The 23,062-nt window shown below is 63.9% G+C and carries 25 protein-coding genes; 20 read left to right on the forward strand and 5 right to left on the reverse strand.

Annotation, left to right across the window (positions count from 1 at the left end):
* Window positions 1-140: 140 nt before the first annotated feature.
* From HOLFODRAFT_RS0213295 to HOLFODRAFT_RS0213310, 4 genes are all read right to left on the reverse strand, one after another.
* Window positions 141-551 (reverse strand): transcriptional repressor, encoded by a 411-nt coding sequence (locus HOLFODRAFT_RS0213295; protein ID WP_084053655.1) that lies wholly within the window; start codon window positions 549-551, stop codon window positions 141-143.
* Between the two features lie 33 nt (window positions 552-584).
* Entirely contained in the window at window positions 585-2,108 is a 1,524-nt protein-coding gene (locus tag HOLFODRAFT_RS0213300; RefSeq protein ID WP_005036090.1) for an Rne/Rng family ribonuclease, read from the reverse strand.
* A 119-nt stretch (window positions 2,109-2,227) separates the two neighbouring features.
* On the reverse strand, window positions 2,228-2,623 hold the full coding sequence (gene panD / locus HOLFODRAFT_RS0213305; RefSeq protein ID WP_005036091.1) for an aspartate 1-decarboxylase: 396 nt from the start codon (window positions 2,621-2,623) through the stop codon (window positions 2,228-2,230).
* A 104-nt stretch (window positions 2,624-2,727) separates the two neighbouring features.
* Window positions 2,728-3,273 carry an SPOR domain-containing protein gene (locus tag HOLFODRAFT_RS0213310; RefSeq protein WP_005036093.1) on the reverse strand — a complete coding sequence of 182 codons (546 nt, stop codon included), beginning with the start codon at window positions 3,271-3,273 and terminating at the stop codon, window positions 2,728-2,730.
* A gap of 64 nt (window positions 3,274-3,337) precedes the next feature.
* Between HOLFODRAFT_RS0213310 and HOLFODRAFT_RS0213315 the strand changes: the two genes are divergently transcribed.
* The 11 genes from HOLFODRAFT_RS0213315 to HOLFODRAFT_RS0213365 all read left to right on the forward strand — a co-directional run bounded on the left by HOLFODRAFT_RS0213315 (window position 3,338) and on the right by HOLFODRAFT_RS0213365 (window position 13,550).
* Complete coding sequence (locus HOLFODRAFT_RS0213315) at window positions 3,338-3,721, forward strand: NADH-quinone oxidoreductase subunit A (protein WP_005036097.1); 384 nt, start codon at window positions 3,338-3,340, stop codon at window positions 3,719-3,721.
* 1 nt (window position 3,722) lies between these two features.
* On the forward strand, window positions 3,723-4,328 hold the full coding sequence (locus HOLFODRAFT_RS21275) for an NADH-quinone oxidoreductase subunit B (RefSeq protein WP_005036100.1): 606 nt from the start codon (window positions 3,723-3,725) through the stop codon (window positions 4,326-4,328).
* An 8-nt stretch (window positions 4,329-4,336) separates the two neighbouring features.
* The gene (locus HOLFODRAFT_RS21280) at window positions 4,337-4,834 is read left to right on the forward strand and encodes an NADH-quinone oxidoreductase subunit C (protein ID WP_005036101.1); all 498 of its coding nucleotides are present in this window, start codon (window positions 4,337-4,339) and stop codon (window positions 4,832-4,834) included.
* A 7-nt stretch (window positions 4,835-4,841) separates the two neighbouring features.
* Window positions 4,842-6,047, forward strand: a complete 1,206-nt coding sequence (gene nuoD / locus HOLFODRAFT_RS0213330; protein ID WP_005036102.1) for an NADH dehydrogenase (quinone) subunit D — start codon at window positions 4,842-4,844, stop codon at window positions 6,045-6,047.
* A 636-nt stretch (window positions 6,048-6,683) separates the two neighbouring features.
* Window positions 6,684-7,598, forward strand: coding sequence for a metal ABC transporter substrate-binding protein (locus tag HOLFODRAFT_RS21285; protein WP_005036105.1), 915 nt, complete (start codon window positions 6,684-6,686; stop codon window positions 7,596-7,598).
* The gene (locus tag HOLFODRAFT_RS0213340) at window positions 7,595-8,440 is read left to right on the forward strand and encodes a metal ABC transporter permease (RefSeq protein ID WP_005036110.1); all 846 of its coding nucleotides are present in this window, start codon (window positions 7,595-7,597) and stop codon (window positions 8,438-8,440) included. The genes HOLFODRAFT_RS21285 and HOLFODRAFT_RS0213340 overlap by 4 nt, the downstream gene beginning before the upstream one ends.
* Window positions 8,437-9,252: a metal ABC transporter ATP-binding protein gene (locus HOLFODRAFT_RS0213345; protein ID WP_005036111.1), complete on the forward strand. Its 816-nt coding sequence runs from the start codon at window positions 8,437-8,439 to the stop codon at window positions 9,250-9,252. Before HOLFODRAFT_RS0213340 ends, HOLFODRAFT_RS0213345 begins: the two co-directional genes overlap by 4 nt.
* A gap of 57 nt (window positions 9,253-9,309) precedes the next feature.
* Window positions 9,310-10,071 (forward strand): transporter, encoded by a 762-nt coding sequence (locus tag HOLFODRAFT_RS0213350; RefSeq protein ID WP_005036113.1) that lies wholly within the window; start codon window positions 9,310-9,312, stop codon window positions 10,069-10,071.
* Window positions 10,072-10,218: 147 nt separating this feature from the next.
* A complete protein-coding gene (locus tag HOLFODRAFT_RS0213355; protein ID WP_005036116.1) occupies window positions 10,219-11,448 on the forward strand; it encodes an NAD(P)-dependent oxidoreductase in 1,230 nt (409 codons plus the stop codon).
* Window positions 11,449-11,526: 78 nt separating this feature from the next.
* Complete coding sequence (locus HOLFODRAFT_RS0213360) at window positions 11,527-12,357, forward strand: hypothetical protein (protein WP_005036119.1); 831 nt, start codon at window positions 11,527-11,529, stop codon at window positions 12,355-12,357.
* Complete coding sequence (locus tag HOLFODRAFT_RS0213365) at window positions 12,354-13,550, forward strand: hypothetical protein (RefSeq protein ID WP_026939315.1); 1,197 nt, start codon at window positions 12,354-12,356, stop codon at window positions 13,548-13,550. The genes HOLFODRAFT_RS0213360 and HOLFODRAFT_RS0213365 overlap by 4 nt, the downstream gene beginning before the upstream one ends.
* Window positions 13,551-13,557: 7 nt before the next feature.
* Here the strand turns inward: HOLFODRAFT_RS0213365 and HOLFODRAFT_RS0213370 are convergent, their stop codons facing one another.
* Entirely contained in the window at window positions 13,558-15,114 is a 1,557-nt protein-coding gene (locus tag HOLFODRAFT_RS0213370; RefSeq protein WP_005036124.1) for a GspE/PulE family protein, read from the reverse strand.
* Between the two features lie 224 nt (window positions 15,115-15,338).
* Here HOLFODRAFT_RS0213370 and HOLFODRAFT_RS0213375 point away from each other — a divergent pair, with 224 nt between their 5' ends.
* Genes HOLFODRAFT_RS0213375 through nuoL form a run of 9 tightly spaced genes read left to right on the forward strand, consistent with a single transcriptional unit; the run spans window position 15,339 to window position 23,025 of the window.
* A complete protein-coding gene (locus HOLFODRAFT_RS0213375; protein ID WP_244432673.1) occupies window positions 15,339-15,635 on the forward strand; it encodes an NADH-quinone oxidoreductase subunit A in 297 nt (98 codons plus the stop codon).
* Entirely contained in the window at window positions 15,626-16,135 is a 510-nt protein-coding gene (locus HOLFODRAFT_RS0213380) for an NADH-quinone oxidoreductase subunit B (protein ID WP_005036127.1), read from the forward strand. The genes HOLFODRAFT_RS0213375 and HOLFODRAFT_RS0213380 overlap by 10 nt, the downstream gene beginning before the upstream one ends.
* 3 nt (window positions 16,136-16,138) lie before the next feature.
* Window positions 16,139-17,050 (forward strand): NADH-quinone oxidoreductase subunit C, encoded by a 912-nt coding sequence (locus HOLFODRAFT_RS25115; RefSeq protein WP_005036129.1) that lies wholly within the window; start codon window positions 16,139-16,141, stop codon window positions 17,048-17,050.
* A gap of 27 nt (window positions 17,051-17,077) precedes the next feature.
* Window positions 17,078-18,160, forward strand: a complete 1,083-nt coding sequence (locus HOLFODRAFT_RS0213390; RefSeq protein ID WP_043486843.1) for an NADH-quinone oxidoreductase subunit D — start codon at window positions 17,078-17,080, stop codon at window positions 18,158-18,160.
* A gap of 13 nt (window positions 18,161-18,173) precedes the next feature.
* The gene (locus tag HOLFODRAFT_RS0213395; protein WP_005036132.1) at window positions 18,174-19,349 is read left to right on the forward strand and encodes a complex I subunit 1/NuoH family protein; all 1,176 of its coding nucleotides are present in this window, start codon (window positions 18,174-18,176) and stop codon (window positions 19,347-19,349) included.
* An 8-nt stretch (window positions 19,350-19,357) separates the two neighbouring features.
* Window positions 19,358-19,861, forward strand: a complete 504-nt coding sequence (locus HOLFODRAFT_RS23330; protein WP_005036134.1) for a NuoI/complex I 23 kDa subunit family protein — start codon at window positions 19,358-19,360, stop codon at window positions 19,859-19,861.
* Between the two features lie 33 nt (window positions 19,862-19,894).
* Window positions 19,895-20,461 carry an NADH-quinone oxidoreductase subunit J family protein gene (locus HOLFODRAFT_RS0213405; protein WP_005036136.1) on the forward strand — a complete coding sequence of 189 codons (567 nt, stop codon included), beginning with the start codon at window positions 19,895-19,897 and terminating at the stop codon, window positions 20,459-20,461.
* A 2-nt stretch (window positions 20,462-20,463) separates the two neighbouring features.
* The gene (gene nuoK / locus HOLFODRAFT_RS0213410; RefSeq protein ID WP_005036138.1) at window positions 20,464-20,766 is read left to right on the forward strand and encodes an NADH-quinone oxidoreductase subunit NuoK; all 303 of its coding nucleotides are present in this window, start codon (window positions 20,464-20,466) and stop codon (window positions 20,764-20,766) included.
* Window positions 20,767-20,775: 9 nt separating this feature from the next.
* The gene (gene nuoL, locus HOLFODRAFT_RS0213415; RefSeq protein WP_005036141.1) at window positions 20,776-23,025 is read left to right on the forward strand and encodes an NADH-quinone oxidoreductase subunit L; all 2,250 of its coding nucleotides are present in this window, start codon (window positions 20,776-20,778) and stop codon (window positions 23,023-23,025) included.
* Window positions 23,026-23,062: the final 37 nt, after the last annotated feature.

Below are 23,062 nucleotides of genomic sequence, written 5' to 3' on the forward strand. Positions count from 1 at the left end.
TTTCTGGTCATGCGAACCCCCATGGAGGGGGATGGGGACAGACTGGGGGCACTACTGCTTCACTAAGGCGGTAGTGGTTGAGAAATAGTTGAAGGCAGCCCTCGTGCGGGCTGGACTCCTGATCTGATCTGGGGGATTGGCTATGGTTTCAGGCGGCCCCGCAGGACCACCTGGTACTCCGTGACCTCGAAGTCCTTCAGTTCCTCATGACCCTGGAGCTGCAGAACATCCCAAGGGATGTCATAGATCTGCCCGGTCGATTCATCGACAAAGTGATGGTGAGCTTGAGTCATGGCATCGAAGCGGACAAGCTCGTCCTGGATCCGTTGGGCTTTCAGAATTCCTCTCTCTACCATGAGGTTCAGGGTGTTGTAGACCGTGGCCCTGGAAAGGGTGGGGCAGCTGGGCAGCACCTGAGAGAAGACTTCGTCCGCAGTGGGATGGGAATTCGTGCCCAGGACGAATTCAGCCACTGTGAGCCTCTGCGGGGTTGGTTGAATCCCGCATTGGCGAAGGCGCTCCATCAGGTCCTTCATGGCTGTTAGATTCATTCTAAAAATAGATGCTGTCAAGGGCTGAAATCATCATTTCCCCTTCCCGTGAACAACCTCGAAGCCGACCTGCTCGATGGGGAGATCCGAGCGTTCGTCCCACTGGAGCTTGGCGCCCAGGGTCTTCACGAGATGGAGGAGCCCCTCGCGGACTTCGTGCTGGAGGGCCTCCCGCATTTCGGGGTGGAGCCGGATGCGGAGGGTGGCTCCCTGCAGGCGTTCCCCCATGCGGGCGATCTCGCGGTAGACCGACAGGATGGCGGTCTCGGGGCTGAGGCGACGCCCCGAGCCCTCGCAGTGGGGGCAGGCGGTGGTGAGCATCCGTTCCAAGCTGGGGCCGGTTCGCTTGCGGGTCATCTCCACGAGGCCGAAGTCGCTGATCTCCACGGCGCGGGCGTGGTTCCGGTCCCGGGCCAGCTCCTCCTGGAGCCGCTTCATGACGGCGGCCCGGTGGGCGGGATCCATCATGTCGATGAAGTCGATGACGATGATGCCCCCCAGGTTGCGCAACCGGAGCTGGCGGATCACCTCGGGCACGGCCTCCAGGTTGGCGAGGTAGACCGTCTCCTCCAGATCCTTCTTGCCCATGAACTTGCCGGTGTTCACATCCACGCTCACCAGGGCCTCGGTCTGGTTGATGACCAGACTGCCGCCGTGCTTGAGGAAGACCTTGGGGTGCCGGGCGGCCTCGATCTCCTTCTCGATGGCGAAGGCATCGAAGATGGGCAGATCCGAGGTGAAGAACTTGATCCGTTCCGCCCACTCGGGGTGGAGCTTCTTCACGAACTCGACCACCTCCAGGTAGGTGTCTTCCCGGTCCACCCAGAAGCTGGAGACCTCCTCCCGGAAGAGGTCCCGGAGCACCTTCTGGAGCAGGCCCATGTCCCGCCATACCAGGCTGGGGGCCGGGGCACCCTGGGAACGGCGCTGCACCTCCGCCCAGAGTTCCCGAAGGTAGGTGATATCCCCGATCAGATCCTCATCCTTCTCCCCGATGGCGGCGGTGCGGACGATGAATCCCTCACCCGGCTGGGCGTGGCTCTTGATGAGTTGGCGCAGGCGATCCCGTTCCTCGGGGACCGTGATCTTCCGGGAGATGCCCACGTGCTCGATCCCAGGCATGAGCACCAGGTACCGCCCTGGGAAGCTGAGGTGCCGGGAGAGGCGGGGCCCCTTGCTGCCGATGGGATCCTTCACGATCTGCACCAGGGTGTCCTCTCCCTCCTTGAGGGGGGGGAGGTTGATGGGCAGAGTCGAAAGCTCCAGGGCCGTCTCCGGCTCCTCTTCCTCCTCCTCCTCGGGGCTCTCCTCAGCGCCGAGGCGGTGGATCTCCGGTTCATCCAGATAGAGGAAGCCATCCTTGGGCCCCCCCAGGGCCACGAAGGCGCTCTGCATCCCCTGGAGGAGCTTGGCCACCCGGCCCTTGTAGATATCCCCCACTTGGCTGATCTGGGATGAACGTTCAATAAATAGTTCGCAGAGCTGCCCGTTCTCAAGCAGTGCAATGCGAGTCTCCAACGGGGTCGAATTGACCACCAGGGACCTGCGGACATCCATGGCTATAACCTCTTTAGAATCCGGCGGGTCCCGGCTCGGGATACCCCCACTGCCAAACCGGGCATACCAGACCGGATGGCTCTCTTTTCTACCAAGTTCCCCGGAAAAGGGGAAGAGGGTCAGGCAAAGGCGTTGGCCACTGCGGGAGTCCGCTCTTGGGATTCCTTGGAGGTGATGCGGTTCTGGGCATCAACGAAGACGACCTTGGGCAGGCGGCCCTGGGCCTCTTCTTCGGACATCCAGCCGTAGGCCGCCAGGATGACCAGGTCCCCGGCGTCCACCAAATGGGCAGCGGCACCGTTGATGCCCACCTCGCCGGAGCCCGGGATGCCGGGGATGACGTAGGTCGAAAGGCGCGAACCATTGGTCACGTCGTAGATGTCGATCTTCTCGTTCTCGAGGAAACCGGCAGCTTCGATCAGCAAAGGATCCAGGGTGATGGATCCAACGTAATCCAGGCTTGCTCTTGTGACTGTGGCGCGGTGAATCTTACCAAGCAGGAAGTGGCGTAGCATGGGTGCTCCTGGTCCAGGCTTTTGTGGCGACCCGACGTCCCTGCGGGTCAAGTCCCGGCCGTAGGAGACATGATGACGCCTTGAGGCTTGCAAGTCCAGGGGGGTCAGTCGGCCTTGACTGGGAAGGGCTTGAACCCTTTGGCTTTGACTGCTTTTGCCGTGGCGTCCGCCGCCTCCTTGGACGTGGTCTTGGCGAGGCGCACCTTGAGCTGCTTCTTGTCCTTCACGATGACGGTGGCGTACCCGGCGGCCTTGGCCTTGGCTGCCACTCGGGCGGCCTCGGCGGCATCGGTGGTGGAAACCAGCTGGAGGGTCCACTTGCTCGGGGGCTCGACCTCTGGCTTGGGTTCCGGTTTCGGAGGAGTCGCGACGGCAGGAGTTGGGACGGTGGCTGGGGCTTCAGGCTTGGGGACGGGCTTCTCGGCCGGGACATTGGCCTCGAAGGGCTTGAGCTGTTCCGACAGAGGGGCGGGGAGCTCTGCGAGGTCTTCCCCGGAGGCCCGGGCATTCGTGCGGCGCAGGGAGGCGCTCTGCTTGCCCACCTGCACGCCCAGCACGTAGACCAGGGTAAGGAGGCCGACGCCCATGGCCGTCACCAGCAGCAGTCCCTGGCGGCTGATCGTGAGGGTCTGGGAGTCTCGCTCGAGCATTAGGCGATGATAGCCTCACTTACAGAGAATCAGGAGGCGGTATGATCCATCCAGGTGGAGCCCCATGAGCCAATCCGTACATCCATTCCTGCCTGTGCTGGTGCTGTTTCTCGCCGCCCTGGTTGTGGGGGCGGCCATTCTCGTGATTTCCGGGAAGATCCTGCCGGCCTTCCTCAAGCCCAATCACCCGCGGCCTGAGAAGCTGACGCCCTATGAGTGCGGCGTTCCCCCCCTCCAGGAGGGGGCCCGCCATCGCTACGGCATCCAGTTCTACCTCGTGGCCATGCTCTTCATCCTGTTCGACGTGGAAGCGGCCTTCCTCCTGCCCTGGGCAGTCCAGTACAAGGGCCACCTCGGGACCTTCTGGCCCATGCTGAGCTTCTTCGGCACCCTGCTGGTGGGCTACATCTATGTCTGGGGCCGAGGCGCCCTGGAATGGGAGTGCTGAGATGGCCGAGACCCTCCTCAACGATGCGGTGATGACCACCCGGTTGGATGCGGTGCTCAACTGGGGACGCAAGAACAGCCTCTGGCCGCTGCCCTTCGGCACCGCCTGCTGCGCCATCGAGTTCATGAGCATGATGGCCTCCAAGTACGACTTCAGCCGCTTCGGGGCCGAGGCGCTGCGCTTCAGTCCCCGCCAGTCGGACCTCCTCCTGGTCCTGGGGACCATCACCAACAAGCAGGCGCCTGTGCTGAGGCAGATCTACGCCCAGATGGCCGAGCCCAAATGGGTCATCTCCGTGGGGGCCTGTGCCAGCTCCGGGGGCGTCTACCGCACCTATGCCACCCTCCAGGGCATTGATCGGATCATCCCGGTGGATGTCTACGTGCCGGGCTGCCCGCCCCGGCCCGAGACCATCATCCTGGGGGCCATGAAGCTCCAGGAGAAGATCGAGAAGGAGTCCTTCCGGGATCGCAAGGAGCACCTCGAGGCCTTCTACCAGTCCTGGGATCGCCAACAGGAAAGGCAGGCCCAGGGGTGTACGGAGTTCCAGGCGGTGCGGGACATGCTTCTGGAGGCCGGGGAAGCCGGCGAGCAGCGGATCTGGTAGGGGGCGGCATGATCATCGAGCGAATGGAATCGGCAATGCCCGGTGCGGTGCTGGACCACCACGCCTTCCGGGGGGATCGCACCGTCGTGGTGCTTGCGGGGCGGCTGCCCGAGGTTGCGGCCCTTCTCTTCGAGGAGGGCTTCCAGCAGCTCATGGATGTGACCGCCGTGGACTGGTACGAACGGGAGCCCCGCTTTGATGTGGTCTATCACTTCCTGAACCTGGTGACCCAGGAGCGTATCCGTCTCAAGGCTCAGGTGCGGGAGGGCGAGGCCTTGCCCAGCCTCAGTGTCCGCTTCCGCTCCGCCGAGTGGTCCGAACGGGAGGTCTTCGATATGTTCGGCATTCCGTTCACCGGGCACCCCAACCTGGAGCGGCTTCTCATGTGGAAGGACTTCCCTGGCCACCCCCTGCGCAAGGACTTCCCCATGGATGGCGGCGATGCCTTCTGCACCGGGGATACCGGCACCTCCTATGCGGGCCGGGCCTGCACGCTGAACCTCTGAGGCGCCCATGGAACGCACCGCCCCCACCCTCGAACGCCTCGATGATCACAGGATGATCGTCAACCTGGGGCCCTCCCACCCCAGTACCCACGGCACCCTGCGCATCGTCCTGGAGCTGGAGGGCGAGTACGTCCTCAGCGCCACTCCCGAGATCGGCTACCTGCACCGGGGGGTGGAGAAGCTGGGGGAGAGCCTCAGCTATGCCCAGTTTGTGCCCCTGACGGATCGCCTGAACTACTGTTCTTCCCTGATGAACAACGTGGGCTATGCCCAGGCCGTGGAGAAGCTGCTGGATCTGAAGATCCCCCCGCGGGCCGAGCTGATCCGGGTCCTGGTGTCCGAACTGGCCCGCATCGGGGACCACATCGTCTGCGTGGGCATCAACGCCGTGGATATCGGCGCCTATACCGCCTTCCTCTACCTCTTCAAGGAGCGGGAGACCCTCTACGATCTCTTCGAGATGGCGGCGGGTCAGCGGATGCACACCAGCTTCACCCGCATCGGGGGGCTCTTCCGGGACCTGCCGGAGCCCTTCCTGCCCCTCCTGGACCAGTTCCTGGAGAGCATGCCCCGGAGCATCGACGAGATGGAGCGGCTCCTGACCCGCAACCCCATCTGGGTGGATCGCACCAAGGGGGTCGGGAGGATCAGCGCCGAGCAGGCCATCGGCTGGGGCTATACCGGCCCCTGTCTGCGGTCCGCCGGGGTGGCCCAGGACCTTCGCAAGGCCCAGCCTTACCTGGGCTACGAGACCTTCGACTTCGACATCCCCATCGGCACCTGCGGCGACGTCTACGATCGCTACCTGGTGCGCACCGAGGAAATGCGCCAGAGCCTTCGGATCGTCGAGCAGTGTGCCCGGCGTCTCCGGGAGGTCAGCGGCCCCATCATCGTGGACGACTACAAGGTGGCCCTCCCCCCCAAGGAGAAGGTCTACACCCGCATGGAGAGCCTCATCCACCACTTCAAGCTGGTGATGCACGGCATCGACATGCCCGTGGGCGAGGTCTACAGCGCCACCGAGGCGGCTAACGGCGAACTGGGCTTCTACCTCGTCTCCGATGGCGCCAAGAGCCCCTACCGGATCCACGTCCGCCCCCCCTGCTTCCCCATCTTCAGCAGCCTCAACGAGCAGGTGAAGGGACGGCTGATCGCCGACGTCATCGCGATCCTGGGTTCCATGAACGTCATTGCAGGTGAACTCGACCGCTGAGGTCGTCGCCCGGGCGGCGATCAGCCTCCCGGCTATCGCAGGCTCCCCCGGAGCCTGCTCCCGCTTCGCCTGCGGCTCGGCGGAGCCGGGAGATCGCCGACGTCATCGCGATCCTGGGTTCCATGGTCACCCGACACGGCTTTGCCGTGGAGGGGGACGACGGATGGTCCGCAGGGCCATCCGCCCGGAGGGCGCGGCTCGCGTAGAGCCGCGTCAGCGTCATTGCGGGTGAACTCGACCGCTGAGGTCGTCGCCCGGGCGGCGATCAGCCTCCCGGCTATCGCAGGCTCCCCCGGAGCCTGCTCCCGCTTCGCCTTCTGGCTCCGCTGCGCCGCAGGCGCAGGGGAGCCAGGACAACTGCACCAGGCAACGACACTGCCCTGAACCGTCCCCCGGAGACCAATCTGAGGGAGAGCCCTTTCGGGCTCCGTGGGGCCGTGGGTTGCCCGGTGCTGGTGGATTCGTCTCCGGCCAGAGCCGAATCCACCGCGCCGACGATAGCACGATGTTGAATTATGTGTCACGCTGTTTGCTAAATAGAACTTGCTTTCATTTACCCGGGGGCGTAAATAGAAATGAGTTCCTTTTGATCCAATGGTTGCACTAGGAGCTGTTAAAAATCCTCTGGGAGGGGTCATGAGAAAGGCTATGCAGATCTGCGCGCTCTTCCTGCTCGCGGTCCTTGCCGCATGCGATCAGCGTCGCCCGGCAGCTGGGAGTGGCCGCAAGACCATCGTGGCGACCTATTCGGTGCTTGGTTCGGTTGCCAAGGAGCTTGCCGGGGACGAATTTGAGGTCAGGACACTCATCCCCAATGGCATGGATATCCACGAATGGGAGCCCTCGGCCAGGGACATCGAGGCCCTGACCAGGGCGGATCTGATTGTCGAGAATGGACTTGAGCTGGAAGGGGGCCTGGGGAAGGCTCTGGATCAGGCGAGGAAGGCCGGGGTCAGGTTCTTCACTGCCAGCGATCACGTCACGGTCCGGGTGGTCGGGGTCGGCGAAGGGATTCCCACGGGGGATCCAGATCAGGCTCCCGGTGCCCGGGATCCCCATCTCTGGACGGACCCCCTGGCCATGAAGGCCGTGGCCGGGGCCCTGGCTGGGGATATCAGAAAGCATTTCGGGAAGGATCTCAGCGCGCGGAACGAGGAGCTGGGGAAGGGCCTGGATGCCCTGGATGCCGAAATCCGGCAGAAGGTGGAACGGCTTCCGGTGGGGCGTCGGAAACTGGTGACCGGCCATGAGTCCCTGGGCTATTTCGCCCAGCGCTACGGCTTCACGCTCGTGGGGGCCGTCATCCCCGGTCTGAGCACCGAGGGGGCGGGTTCCGCGGCCACGATGGCGCACCTCAAGAAGCTCATCCGGGAAAAGGATGTCAAGGTCATCTTCACCGAAGTGGGGACTTCCCCTCGCACCGTGGAGGCCCTGGCGAGGGAAACCCAGGTCCGGGCCGTGCCCCTCGCGACGCACACCCTGCCTGGGGATGGTTCCTACCGGAGCTTCGAGCGTGAACTCGCCGCTACGATCCTCAAGGAGCTCCAATGATCGATAGCCTCATCCAGCCCTTCACGGCCAATGCCTTCATGGCGAATGCCCTGATCGCTGGGGTGCTGGTCTCCATCGCGTGCGGCATCGTGGGCACCTTCACGGTGCTCCGGGGCCTTGCCTTCATGGGGGATGCCCTGGGGCATGGGGTCCTGCCGGGGGTCGCTATCGCCCTGCTCCTGGGCCTGCCGGGCATGCTGGGCGCCGCAGCGGGAGCCCTGGCGATGATCCTTGGCATCGGCTTCATCACCCGCCGCTCCAGCCTCTCGTCGGACACCGCCACGGGGCTGCTCTTCGTGGGGATGCTCGCCCTGGGTGTGGTCATCGTGTCGCGTTCCCACGCCTTTTCCGGGGATCTCATGCGGATCCTCTTCGGCGAGATCCTGGGCATCCATGTCCGGGAAATCGTCACCCAGTTGGTGGCCACGGTGGTGATCGCCATTGCCGCGGCAGTCTGCTACCGGCCCTTCCTCCTGCTCTGCTTCAGCCCCGAGCAGGCCCAGGTCTCTGGCTTCTCGCCCCGCCTCTACCACACCATCATGCTCATCCTGATCGGAACCACGGTGGTGGTCTCCTTCCGGACGGTGGGGACCCTGCTGGTCTTCGGCATCCTGCTCGCCCCAGCAGCCTCGGCCTCCCTCTTCTCCCGCAAGATCGGCACGATGATCGTTTCCGCCTCGCTGATCGGCTCCATCTCGGTCTACATCGGCCTCCTCGTCAGCTACCACGGCGATATCGCCGCCGGGGCATCCATCACGCTCACCGCGACGCTGATCTTCTTCGTCATGCTCGCCGGGAAGCATCTGTTCCAGACCCTGGCCCCCGGAAGGGAGAAGGCATGAGCGAGATGCATCTCCAGCCCGCTGCGGTGCTCGCCCGGGGGCTTTCCATCGGGCATGGCCGGGAGACCGTGGTGGCGAACCTGGACTTCCGTCTGGAGCCCGGGAAGACCCTTGCCCTGGTGGGCTCGAATGGCTCCGGCAAGACGACCCTCCTCAAGACCCTGGCAGGGCTTCTGCCTCCTCTCGCCGGGACCATTGAAGTGCTCGGGGGGCGTCCCTTGGCCAGCCCCGCACGGGTCGCCTACATGGGGCAGTTCCACCCCTCGAGCTTCATGCTGCCGCTACGGACCGTCGACATCGTGCGTATGGCCCGCTTCGCCTCCCACGGGCTACTGGGACGCCTGACCCCTTCGGATGAGCGGGCGGTCCACGAGGCCATGGCCGTCATGGGGGTGGAGCACCTCGCGCGCAAGCCCCTGAACGCCCTCTCCGGGGGGCAGCGGCAGAAGGTTTTTCTGGCACAGACCTTTGCCAAGGAGGCGGATCTGATCCTGCTCGACGAGCCTGCGGCGAACCTGGATGCCCCGGCCCAGGCGGTCTACCGGCGATTCGTGCGCACATGCGCCAAGGCCGGTAAGGCCGTGGTCGTCGCCACCCACGATATCGACGAGGCGGCGGAATACGACTGGACCATGCTCCTGGCAAGGAGGGTGGTGGCCTTCGGGCCCTGTGCGGAGATCCTGACCCCCCAGACCCTGATGGCCACCTTCGGCATCGTGGGGCAGTTCAAGGAGGGCCGCCTCCTTGTCGTCGAAAGGGAGCATGGCCACCAGGCCTGCGGCGGGGCCCATGAGGGGCCGTGTCAACACTGATCGAGGACCCGACCTGGACGGTCCGGGAAGCCCTGTTCAATCTCCATGGAGGAACTCATGAAGCGCATCACCCTCGCCCTGGTGGCGACCCTGGCCCTTCAGGCTGAAGAACCCGTGGCCGGAGCTGTCCGCTCCATCGTCACAGCCCCGGCAGGGCTCACGGATGTGGGTGTTCTTGAGGTGGAACTGGGGGGAAGTCAGGTCTACGCCAAGGACGATTCCCGGGAGGGGGGGGTCACGGCCCAGTTCAACCTTGGCCTCACCTCCTGGTTAGATCTCCGCTGCGGCTGGACTGGACATGCCTGGTGGCGGTCCGAGGGCAATGGAGAAGAGGGGGGGAGTGACCCTTACATCGGTGCCCAGGTTCTTTTCGTGGACCAGGACAAGGCGGGGATCGATCTCGGCCTCGCATACTCCCACCTCATCCCGCGGGCCAGTGTTCGCAAGGGCCTCAGTTCGGGCCACCATGAGGACACGCTGCTCCTCACTGCCACCCGCTCCATGGGGCGCTGGTCCGTGGATGCCAACGCGGGTGTGGTCCGCACGCGAGTGGAGGACGGTTCCCGCAAGGAGACCCAGAAGCTCGGCTCCTTCGCCATCACCTACGCCCCCTCCCAGGGCTGGAACTTGACCTTGGACACCTACGGGGTGGCCAAGTCCGATCTGGGGGACAGGGAGTTCGGCAACATCCTGGCCGCCAGCTATGCGGTGAGCGACAGGTTGACGGTGGACATGAGTGTGGAGCGCGGCTGGGCCGAAGCCTCCCCCCGTTTCGCCTTCAATGCCGGGCTGATCTATCGCATCGGTAAACTCTGGTGATGGTCTGCCTCCCGTGCGGCCCATCTGCGGGCCGCACGGGGGATGCCATCCCGGACGAGGTGTGACCCTCGACCGGGGGACTCGCCGCTACGCTTTTGATTGCCGCGACAGGCAACTTTCGATGATCGCGGCCAGGGAGCGGATTGCATGAGTTCACACATCGTCGAGGAAGCCAAGCGGTGCCTTCAGTGCAAGGTTCCCAAGTGCAGGGAAGGTTGCCCGGTCCAGACGCCTGTCAACGAGTTCATCAGGGCCTTCCTGGAGGAGGACATCCTTTCCGCCGGGGCCATGCTCTTCGAGAACAACCCCCTCTCGGTGGTCTGTTCCCTGGTCTGCCCCCAGGAGTTTCAGTGCGAGGGCCACTGTGTGCTCGGGAAGAAGGCGGGTCCGGTCCACATCAGCGACATCGAACACTACATCTCGAGCTACTACCTGAGCCACATCGAGGGGCGTCGCCTGGCGGGAAATGGCCACAAGGTCGCCATCATCGGGTCCGGCCCCGCCGGGATCACCGTGGCCTTCCTCCTGGCCCAGCGGGGTTTCGAGATCACGATCTATGAGGCCCACGATCTGATCGGCGGCGTGATGCGCTACGGCATCCCGGGTTTCCGTCTTCCCAAGGATCTTCTGGAGAAGCTGAAGGACAAGCTGGTGGACATGGGGGTGAAGATCCGCCCCAACACGCTGATCGGACCTACCCTGACGCTTGATGACCTCTTCAGGGACGGCTTCAAGGCCGTCTTCATCGGCACCGGTGTGTGGAAGCCCCGGAAGCTGGACGTCAAGGGAGAGTCCCTGGGGCACGTCCACTACGCCATCGACTACCTCAAGAACCCCGAGGTCTACACCCTGGGGAGAAGGGTCATCGTCATCGGGGCCGGGAACACGGCCATGGACGTGGCCCGCACGGCGCTCCGGAAGAGCCTGTGCCGCGTCACCGTGGTGCACATCGGCGACCCGGGCACCATGTCCGCCCTGCCTGAAGAGCTGGAAATGGCCAAGATGGACGGCGTGAAGTTCATCTACAACCGCTCGACCGTCGAGATCCTGGACGAGGGGATCAAGGTGCGGCGCACCCAGCGCGGTGGACCAGGGGGTCCCAAGTGGATGATCCTCGAAGGCACCGAGGAGATCCTGGAGGCCGATACCGTCATCATCGCCATCAGTCAGGGCCCAAGGGATGCCATCGTTTCCACCACCCAGGGCATCGAACGGAATCCCCAAGGGCTTGTTTCCACCGACGAGTGCGGGCGCACGACCCGCCAGGGCGTCTTCGCTTCGGGGGACGTGGTCCACGGTGCGCGGACCGTGGTCCAGGCCGTGAAGGTGTCCAAGCAGGTGGCGAAGGCCATCGAGGAATACGTGCTGGGGCTTTGATCGGCCGAGCTGGCCTGTTCCGGACGCGCGGGGCAGGTTCGTTCTGTGGGATCATGCTGAATCATTCAGCGGATTCCCATGACTGTTTGCCTTCATGTTTCAACCATTGAGCCAGGCCCACTCCGGGAGAACTATCTGATTTCCAGGCTCGCCTGGCACTGGGAGCGGGCTGGGCACCGGATAAGCTATGGTGCGGCCTCGCTAGCTGGTGCGGATCTCGGCATCCTCCACGTGGACCGGACCCGGGTGTTCGCGAAGGACCTTCCCGGGAATCCGAAAGGGGTTCCGCTCCTCAACGGCAGCGTCCTGGATATCTCCAAGAATCTGTATTCCACGCTTCGCGTTCTTCCCGGGGATTCCTGGGATGGACCCGTCATTATCAAGAGCGTCCTGAACTGCTTTGGCGGCCCGGAATGGCGTGGCGCCCCTCGTGGGCTGTTCGCGCGGATGCGCCGCAAACTGGCCCGTCGGCACTGGAGGTTGGCGCAGTGTCTGCCCCCCGGTGACTACCCCATCCTTTCGAAGCTTTCCGAGGTTCCCGAGTGGGTCTGGGAAGATCCCGAGCTGATCGTGGAACGTTTCCTGCCTGAGCGGGAGGGGGAGTTCTACTGCCTCCGGGGTTGGATCTTCTTCGGAGACCGGGGCTACACCTACCGCCTGTTCTCCCACGCTGGCGTGGTGAAGATCAAATCCATGGTGAAGTCTGAGATCCTGGGAGAGCCTCCTCCCGAACTGGAAGCCTTCCGGGCCGCCCACGGCTTCGATTTCGGCAAGTTCGACTACGTCCTGGTGGATGGCAGACCGGTGATCCTGGATGTCAACAAGACCCCGATCCTTTCCGCCGCGCCCGATACCCCACGGGTCAAGGATCTGGCGGAGGGGCTTCGGAGCTTCCTGGAGCAGGTATGATGCTGGACGCCCTTGTCTCAAGCCTTTCCACCGATCGGCTGCTGCCCCCGGAAGCGGCCTTTATGGCCCGTACGGACCTCTTCCAGACCCGGATGCTCGGGTATACCCCGGGACTCCTGGAGGCGGTCACCGTTCTCCTCATGGGGGTCATCAACGGCCGGACGGCTGTCCGGCATGAAGGGGGAGTGGGACCCGAGATCCAGGCCATCTACCGGCGGGCCGGACTGGTGGTGGAGGAGGAGACCCTGGTCTACCGAACGGCCGAGGAGGCATGGGCCCTCGCCGATGGCCTCATCGAAAAAGGGAAGCGCTTCTTCTGGCCCTATCCCCTGCCTGCGGGCCGTTTCCCCGAGCACGCCCACCTGGTGACCACTGGGACTTGGCTGGCTCTCAACTCGAAGGGGAGCCTGGCCGAGATCGTGCCGTCGGAGCATCTGGCCCGTCGGAGGGTCTTGAGTCATGAGGCCCTCGCGGACTTCGAGCCGGATTCTCCGGTCTTTCTGAAATCGGCTGGGGAGGCCGCCACGGGATGGGGCTTCGCTGTGCGTCATTGCCCCGACCGGGAGTCCTTCCTGGCTGCCCGGGAATGGATGGCCCAGAACCGCGAGAGCGTTCCTGCGGTCGTCGTGGAGGAGGCGGTGGAGGTCGAGCGATGCTGGTGCGCCGGCCTGGGCATTGTGGACCAGGGTGCCACCTGTTTCGGTGGCGCCGAGCAGATCTTCTCCTCTCCGGGCCATCAGGCCGGAAGCATGGTCGATCCGGACCATCCTCTTCCGGCGGAAGGGCGGCGCCTGGCCGAGAGGGTCGGGGAGGTGGCCCGCCAGCGGGGCTTCCGAGGCGTCGCCGGACTGGATATCGGGTTGGCCCGGGACGGTCGCCTTATCGTCTTCGATCCCAACTTCCGCTTCAACTCCTCCACGACCCAGGTGCTCCTGCACGACTCCGCCGCCGCCCGGGCGGGGCTACGGGTCAGCCGCTCCTTCCAGGTCAATCCCACCCTGCCTTTCAGCCAGGTGGCAGAGCGCCTCCTGGCTCCCATCGACGAGGCTTGGTTCGTCCCCACCCGATGCTTCAACGCCGAAAAGTGTCCGGCGGTGGAAGGGAAGCACATTGTCACCGGTTTTGTTCTAGGGGAAGACCGCGGGGCGGTGGAGGCCGCCTCGCTGAAGCTGAAGGAGAGACTGGAGGCGTGAGGTTTGGCTACGCCCCTTCCCGGAAGGTCACCTTGTTGATCTCGGCGAAGGTGGTGACGCCAATGCGCACTTTCTCCAGGGCGCTTTCGCGAAGGGTCTGCATGCCGTGACGGCGGGCGGTGGACTTGATCTCCTTGAGGGGAGCCCGGTTGGTGATGAGGTCGCGGATGTCGTCGTTCATGGCCATGAACTCGACGATGGCCTGCCGTCCCCGGTAGCCGGTGCCGTTGCAGTCCACGCAGCCCACCTTCTCGAAAAGGGTGGCCCGCTGGGCCCAGCTCGCCTCCAGGCCATTCTCGGCCAGTTCCTCGGTCGAGGTTTGGTGGGGGCGCTTGCACTTGGGGCAGAGCACCCGCACCAGGCGCTGGGCCAGGATGCAGTTGAGGGCCGAGACGAAGTTGTAGACCTCCACGCCCATGTGCTGGAAGCGGTAGATCACGTCCAGGGTGTTGTTGGCGTGGACGGTGGTGAAGACTAGGTGGCCCGTGAGGGCGGACTGGATGGCGATCTGGGCGGTCTCGTTGTCGCGGATCTCACCCACCAGGATCTTGTCGGGGTCATGGCGCAGGATGGAGCGCAGGCCCACGGCAAAGGTCAGGCCCTTCTTTTCGTTCACCGGGATCTGGGCCACCCCTTCGAGCTGGTATTCGACGGGGTCCTCGATGGTGATGAGCTTGTCCTCGGGGCTGCGGATCTCGCTGAGGACGGCGTAGAGGGTGGTGGTCTTGCCGGATCCCGTGGGGCCCGTCACCAGGAACATGCCGTAGGGCTCCTTGGCGAAGCGCCGGATGCGGGACAGTTCACTGGCCGAGAAGCCAAGGATGTCCAGGTTCAGGCTCTTGAACTCCTCGCTGAGGTTCTCCTTGTCCAGGATGCGGATCACGGCGTCCTCGCCGTGGATGGTGGGCATGATGCTGACGCGGAAGTCGATAGCCCGGCCCCGGACCTTGAGCTTGAAGCGGCCGTCCTGGGGCTTGCGCTTCTCGGCGATATCCAGTTCGGACATGACCTTGATGCGGCTGATGATGAGGCTGGCAAAACGCTTGTCGATGGGCTCGGCCGCCGGGTAGAGGCTGCCGTCGATGCGGTACTTGATCTGAAAGCCGACGGCGGTGCTCTCCATGTGGATATCGGAGGCGCGGCGCTGGAGGGCATTGAAGATGGTGGTGTCCACCAGGCGGACGATGGGAGCCTCATCCTTGTCCGTGAGGTGCTCCAGGTCCAGCACGTCCTCATCGACATCCTCCTCCCGGAGGACCTGGACCTTGAGGGCCTCCCCGGCCTCATCCAGGACCTTCTGGCCGGATTCGGACTTCTTGAGGACCTCCTGGATCTGGGCCGCCGGTGCGCCCACGAAGCGCAGGGCCCGCTTGAAATGGATTCTCAGCAGGTCCTGGGTGACCACGTCCAGGGGGTCCGCCATGGCCACCACCAGGGTGCCCCCCTGTTCGTGGATGGGCACGAAGCGGTGCTTGAGCATCAGGTCCAGGGAGACGGCATGGAAGAGACCGTAATCGACGGGTTCACGGGTCAGGTCGAGGGTTGGATAAAGTTGATTGGTCATATCAGCACACTAGTTTCGAGGGTTTTTATCGATTGAAATGTATTGAAAACATTATAACATACTGTTCAAACATCGATTTGCGTTCATGCCTTCTCGGGAAAATCAAGCGTTGACCCTTCCCTGTTCCAAGGGACAGAATAAGCATCTGTCCACACTGGAGGGTCGCCTTGCCATCGTACGCCCCCATCTTGCTACTCATACTGGTTGCAATCGCTTTGCCGGTTGTGATTTGGAACACTTCTCGCCTTCTGAGGCCGAGCTGGCCCAGCGCTGCCAAGGCATCCACATACGAGTGTGGCATTGTCACAGTGTCGGAAGCCCGGGAGAAGTTCACGGTCCGATACTACCTTGTGGCGGTGATGTTCCTGGTGTTTGACGTGGAAACCGTCTTCCTCATGCCCTGGGCCATCCAGATGAAGGAACTGGCGGTCTTCGGGCTGGTGGAGATCGGGATCTTCCTCTTCCTTCTGCTCTTCGGCTACGGCTACATCTGGTCCAAGGGGGCCCTGACATGGGAATGAGAGAACCCTCGATTGTTGAGAACATCCTGATCACCACCAAGGTGGAGAAGGTGCTCAACTGGTCCCGTGCCACCAGCGTCTGGCCCCTCAGCTTCGGCCTGGCCTGCTGTGCCATCGAGATGATGGCCGCCGGCGCGGCCCGCTTCGACTTCGACCGCTTCGGTTCCGGCATCTTCCGGGCTTCACCCCGCCAAGCGGACCTGATGATCGTGGCTGGCACCGTCAGCTACAAGATGGCCCCCGTCATCAAGCAGCTCTACGACCAGATGCCCGAGCCCAAGTGGGTGATGGCCCTCGGCAGCTGCGCCACCTGTGGCGGCCCCTTCGACAGCTATCACGCGGTCCAGGGCGTGGACAAGATCATCCCCGTGGATGTCTACGTTCCCGGCTGCCCCCCCCGGCCCGAGGCCCTGATCTACGGATTCATGAAGCTCCAGGACAAGATCATGAACAGCAGCCTTGCGGATCGCTACCGCGAAGTCTTCGAGCCGGCGGAGTAGGGTATGTCGAATCAGGAAAAGCCCATCCAGCCAGATGACGCCGATATCGATCTGGCCCTCGAGAAGGCCCTGGGGGCCTCGGCGCCCAAGGCTCCCTATGTCTACGACTACAAGGCGGCCCCCAGCCGTCAGGTGGTGATGCCCAAGACCGTGCCCCTGCCGGGCCTGAGGGCCTACCTCGTCGAGAAGGCCGCCTTGGAGGCGGCGGAGGAGGCCAAGTGGCAGAAGGCCCAGGCTGACTACGCGGCCGCCAAGGCCAAGGCGGAGGCTGAAGGGGCACCCGAGCCCAAGGCTCCCGTGAAGGTACTGCCCAAGAAGGACCCGGATCTCACGGTGCCCGTGCCCTCCGAGGCCAAGGACCCCGATCTGCTTCGCCTCATGGCGCTTCTCGGTGATGGTGTCGAGGAGGCTTTCGAGCAGTCCGGTGAGCTGACCTGCCAGGTCGCCCGGGCGCGCATCCTGGAGGCCCTGAAGCTCTGCCGCGAGGACGCTGCCCTCAAGTATGAAATGCTGGCGGACGAGACGGCCACCCACTATCCAGCTGCTGGGGACTTCGCCTTCAGCGTGGTCTATCACCTCACCAGCATCAGCCGCCGCAAGCGCCTTCGCCTGCGGATCCTGGTTCCAGAGGGCTTCGAGCCCCAGAGCGCCGTCCAGGTCTACCCCGGGGCCAACTGGCTGGAGCGGGAGATCTTCGACATGTTCGGAATCCGCTTCCAGAACCACCCGGACTTGGTGCGCATCCTCTGTCCCGATGACTGGGAGGCCCATCCCCTGCGCAAGGAATACCCCGTGGTGGGCTGGGGGCAGCGGGACATCGACTTCCGCGAGGACCGCTCCGGCATGCTCAATCGGATCGCCCTGGAGAAGGCGGGCCAGCTGGGCATCAACCTCAAGCGTCCCAAGGCCGAGTAGGAGAGCCCCGTGTTCAAGCACCAGGAGATGGAAATCAACATGGGGCCGCAGCACCCCTCCACCCACGGGGTGATGCGGCTCAAGCTCAAGCTCGATGGCGAGGTGGTGACGGAGTGCCGTCCCATGATCGGCTACCTCCACCGCGGCGTGGAGAAGATCTGCGAGAACAAGAGCTTTGCCCAGGGCCAGATCTGGTCCGATCGTCTGGACTACTGCTCCGCCGTGGCCAACAACCTGGGCTGGGCGGAGGCCTGCGAAAAGCTCATGGGCATCACCGTGCCCCGCAAGGCCCAGTACGTCCGCACTCTGCTGGCGGAGTTCAACCGCCTGGCGAGCCACCTCATCTGGCTGGCCACCCACGCCCTGGACATCGGGGCCATGACGGTCTTCCTCTACGCCTTCCGCGAGCGCGAGGACATCCTGGACATTAATGAGGCGTACTGCGGTTCCCGCCTCACGACCACGGCCTTCCGCATCGGCGGCATCCCCCAGGAACTTCCCGAGGGCTTCGAGCAGAAGGTCCGCACCTTCCTGGCCAAGTTCCCGAGCTGCATCGAGGAATACGAGGGCCTGCTCAACGAGAACCGCATCTGGAAGAAGCGCACCATCGGGGTGGGCCTGCTGAGCGCAGAGGACGCCATCGCCCTGGGCGTGACGGGCCCCGTGCTCCGCGGTGCAGGCGTGGCCTACGACATTCGCAAGGCCTTCCCCTACGCGGCCTACTCCGAGATGCAGTTCGACATCCCCACCAAGCCCGAGGCCGACACCTACGCCCGGTACCTGGTGCGCATGGAGGAGATGCGGCAGAGCGTCCGCATCATCCAGCAGTGCATGGACGGTCTGCCCGAAGGCCCCATCATGGCCAAGATCCCCAAGCTCCTGAAGAGCGAGGTGAACGAGGTCTACCACGCCACCGAGGCCCCCAAGGGCGAGATCGGCTACTACCTTGTGGGCGAGAAGGGCGGGGCGGCTCCCTACCGCTTCCATGTGCGTGCCCCCGGTTTCATGAACCTCCAGAGCCTTCCCAAGATGGTGGAAGGCAGCCTCATCGCCGACGTCATCGCCTCCATCGGCACCCTTGACGTGGTGCTGGGCGAGATTGATCGCTAAGGGAACCTGAGCCATGCCAACGATCTCCCTGACCCAGTCCCTCGTCATCTCCCTCATCCAGTGCGTGCTGGTGGTGGTCTTCATCTTCGTGGTGGTGCCCCTCACGGTCTTCGCCGAACGCAAGGTCCTGGGTTACCTCCAGCAACGCCTGGGCTCCACCCGCATCGCCGGCCATCTCGGCGGCCTCACCGGCCTCCTGAACCGTGGCATGTGGAAGCTCGGCAAGGTGCCCGTGCTCTCCTACTGGCGCGGCCTGCCCGGCTTGGTGGGCGACGTCATGAAGATGCTCCTCAAGGAGGACATCCTCCCCACCAAGGCCGACAAGTTCGTCTTCTGGATCGCCCCGGCCCTGAGCTTCGTCGCCTCCGTGGTGGTCTTCGCCACCATCTGCTTCGTCCCAGGAACCTTCTTTACCTTCCCCACGTGGGTTCCCTTCCTGGGCGGCCTTCCGGTGAGCGGTGGCATCGCTGATGTCAACGTGGGGCTGCTCTGGATCCTGGGCATGGCCACGGTGGGCGTCTATGGCATCGTGCTGGCGGGCTGGGCTTCCAACTCCAAGTACCCCCTCCTGGGCGGCCTGCGCAGCGCAGCCCAGATGGTGAGCTACGAGGTGCCTCTCACCCTGAGCCTCCTGGCTCCGGTGCTCATCTCCGGAAGCCTCAAGTTCAGCGAAATGAGCCAGGCCATGGCGGTCGGTGTGCCCCTCTGGGCCATCATCCCCCAGGTCATCGGCTTCCTGATCTACCTCACCTGCGGCTTCGCCGAGACCAACCGCGTGCCCTTCGACATGCCCGAGGCGGAAAACGAACTGGTAGCTGGCTTCCACACGGAATACTCCGGGATGAAGTTCGGGTTCTTCTACCTGGCCGAATACGTGAACATGACGGTGGTTTCGGCCATGGCGGCGGGCTTCTTCCTGGGGGGCTCCTGGCTCCTGCCCTTCGGGCTCCAGGGCGTGGTCAATCCCTACTTGGCCTCGCTGCCCTCCTGGCTCGTGACGCTCCTGTGCGAGCCCCATGCGGCCTTCTTCGCCATCAAGATCGTCTTCCTGCTCTTCGTCTTCATCTGGGTGCGCGGCACCATTCCCCGCTACCGCTATGACCAGATCATGGCCGTGGCCTGGAAGTATCTGATCCCGCTGACGCTGGTCAATCTGGTCCTGGCGGCGGCCGTTCGGCTGGCGATGTGAGGGGCACCATGAAGAAGTTTCTGAAAACACTCATCCCTTTCGATATCGCCAAGGGCCTGTCCATCACGGGGACATACTTCGCCAAGGTCTTCCTGACGGCCAACCGCGCCAAGGTGAAGCAGCACGTGGTTTCCGAGTACCCCGAGGTGCCGGCTCCCCTGGAGCCCCGCTTCCGGGGCCGGGTCCAGCTCATCCTGGACGAGGCTGGCGATCCCAAGTGTGTCTGCTGCAATGCCTGCGCCAAGGCCTGCCCTACCGGGGTCATCACCATCGAGGGCGGGAAGAAGGAGGGGCGCAAGACCCGCATCCCCACCCGCTGGGACTATGAGATGGAGCGCTGCGTCTTCTGTGGTTTCTGCGTGGAGGCCTGCAGCTTCGACGCCATCAAGCTCAACAGCCAGTTCGAGCTGGCGGCCTACGACCGGGAGGACTTCTCCCTGGGTCTTACGGGCGCCCACAACGTCCTCGAACCCAGCCCCGTCGGCAAGTTCTCCTATTCCGATGAAGCCTGATTCCAACCCCCGCGCCTGATTCGAAGGTCCCCCATGGAACAGCTCGAACAACTCTTCTCCACCGTCCTCACCCGGCATGTCTTCCTGATCTTCGGGGTCCTGTCCGTCATCGGTGCGGGAGCCATGATCTTCAGTAGGAACGCCGTGCACAGTGTCATCGGCTTCCTTCTGGCCATGCTCTCCATTGCCGGTGCCTACCTCTGCCTCCGGGCCGAGTTCCTGGCCATGGCCCAGATCCTGGTCTATGCCGGGGGCATTGTGGTGCTCTTCCTCTTTGTGGTCATGCTCGTGGAGATGACCAAATACAAGGAACGCAAGATCTTCCAGACCCAGACGCCCGTGGCCCTGGTGGTGGTCCTCATCTCCGCCGTGACCTTCCTGGGGGTCTTCCTGAAGACGATCTTCGGGAAGAGCGCTGAGGTGGCCCTCACCCTCAATCCTGAGCTGACCGGGGACGGACTCAATGCCGCGACCCATAACGTCCAGGCTGTGAGCCGGGGACTCTTCGCAGACTACCTGCTGCCCTTCGAGATCCTTTCGGTGATTCTCCTGGTGGCCTTGGTGGGCGCCGTGGTCCTGGCCAAGTCGGAAAGGGGCTGAACATGGTGCCGATGAATCAAGTCCTGCTGGTCTCCTTCCTCCTCTTCTCCATCGGGGTGGCAGGGGTCCTGATCCGGCGCAACGCGCTGATCATCCTGATGTGCGTGGAGCTGATGCTCAACGCCGCCAATCTGAACCTCATCGCCTTCGCCCGCCACAGCGGCACCGTGGCCGGCCAGGCCTTCGCCCTCCTGGTCATGGGTCTGGCTGCGGCGGAAGTCGCCATCGGGCTCGCCCTGGTGGTGGCCCTCTATCGCAAGAAGGACACCGTCCAGGTGGACGGCATCAATCTGCTCAAAGGCTAGGAGAAACACATGATTTTGGAAACCGCGGCCGCCAGCGCCACGACCCAGATCTCCTGGCTCTGGCTCATCCCCTTTCTCCCCGCCTTCGGCGCCCTCATCAACGGGGTGCGTGGGCTGGTCTGCAAGGCCCAGGGGCGCCCAGCCCCCACTCCCAAGTCGGTGGATGTCATCGCCCTGGGGAGCATGGGCATCGCCTTCATCCTGACGGTGGTGGCCTTCGCCAAGCTCTTCACCCTGGCCCCCAACGCCCGCTCGCTCAGCCAGAACCTCTGGACCTGGTTCGACCTGGGGGGCGCCAATGTCCTGGGGGGACTGACCCAGACCCGCATCGTCTGGGGCTACAAGTTCGATGCCCTCAGCGCCTGCATGACCCTGCTGGTGACGGGGGTGGGCTTCCTCATCCACCTCTTCAGCACGGGCTACATGGCCGAGGAGCGCCACGACGGGCAGTACTACCGCTTCATGTGCTACCTGAACCTCTTCGTCTTCAGCATGCTCAACCTGGTCCTGGGTGCCAACATCATGATGATGTTCCTGGGCTGGGAGGGCGTGGGACTCTGCTCCTACCTGCTGATCGGCTTCTACTTCGATCTCAATTCCGCCGCCGTGGCGGGCAAGAAGGCCTTCGTCACCAACCGCATTGGCGACTTCGGCTTCATGATCGGCTTCTTCCTGCTCTTCATGCTCTACGGGACCCTGGACTTCGACACCTTCATGGGCATGACCCGGGCCCTTGTGAACCAGCCGAGCATCACCCTCTTCGGCATCACCCACGCTCCCACCTGGTGGTTCAACCTCATCGGCTGCTGCCTCTTCGTGGGCGCCTGCGGCAAGAGCGCCCAGATCCCCCTCTACGTCTGGCTTCCGGACGCCATGGCGGGTCCCACGCCCGTGTCGGCCCTGATCCACGCCGCCACCATGGTGACCAGCGGCCTCTACATGATCACCCGCCTCAACTTCATCTACGTCAACGCCCCCCTCGCCCTTTCAGTAGTGCTCTTCGTGGGCGCCCTGACGGCCCTGGTGGCCGCCAGCATGGGCCTGGCCCAGTACGACATCAAGAAGGTGCTGGCCTACTCCACCGTGTCCCAGCTGGGCTTCATGTTCATGGGCATGGGGGCCGGGGCCTTCTCGGCGGGCATGTTCCATGTCTTCACCCACGCCTTCTTCAAGGCCGCCCTCTTCCTCGGCTCCGGCTCGGTGATCATGGCCTGCCACCACGAGCAGGACATGCGCAACATGGGCGGGCTCCGGAAGAAGATGCCCTGGACCTATGCCTCCATGGGCATCGCCACTCTTGCCATCGCTGGCATCTTCCCCTTCTCGGGCTTCTTCTCCAAGGACGAGATCCTGTGGAAGGTCTTCGAGGGCTGGTACGCCGAAGGGCACACTCTGAACCTCATCGCCTGGATCATGGGCATGATCGGCGCCTTCATGACGGCCTTCTACATGACCCGCCTGATGGTCATGACCTTCTTCGGGGAATACCGGGGGGCGGGGCATGACCCCCACCACCTCTGCAAGCCGGTGGAGGTCCACCACCACGACGCCCATGCGGCCCATGGGCATGACGACCCTGCCGACCACGACGAGGTCCACGGTCACGAGCCCCACGAGGTGCCGTGGAACATGTGGTTGCCGGTGGCCATCCTGGGCCTGCTGGCCCTGGTGGGCGGCTTCCTGAACATCCCCCACAGCTTGCACTGGATCGGCGGCGCCCACTTCAGCGAGTGGATCGGGCCCCTCCTCTACCAGAAGGCTGCCGTGCACGCGCACCAGGGTGGTGCCCCCGCCATCGAATACATCCTCATGGGATGGGCCACGATCATCTGGGCTCCGGGCGCCATGCTCCTGGCCTGGTGGATCTACAAGATGGATCCCACCTGGTCCCGGGCCAAGGCCTTCGTGGGCGCCTTCCCCAACCTCTTCCGCTGGGTTCACAACAAGTACTACGTGGACGAGTTCTACGAGGCGGCCATCATCGGACCCTGCAAGCAACTGGGGGCCCAGCTCTGGGCTTTCGACGCCTGGGCCGTGGATGGCTGCGTGAACGGGGCCGCCCGTCTCACCCTCGTCATCAGCCACATCAGCTTCTGGTTTGATTCCAAGATCGTGGACGGCCTGGTGAACCTGGTCGCCTGGATCCTGCAGGCCTTCAGCGGCCTCTTCCGTACGCTGCAGAGCGGCCGTGTCCAGCACTACGCCTTTGTGATGTTCCTGGGCTTCCTCGTATTCGCCCTATGGAAGTTCCTGGTCTGAGCCTCGCCCATTCCCCTTTGCCTTGATGATCGCCGGA

Source organism: Holophaga foetida DSM 6591 (genome assembly GCF_000242615.2).
In the GTDB taxonomy this organism is placed as follows: domain Bacteria; phylum Acidobacteriota; class Holophagae; order Holophagales; family Holophagaceae; genus Holophaga; species Holophaga foetida.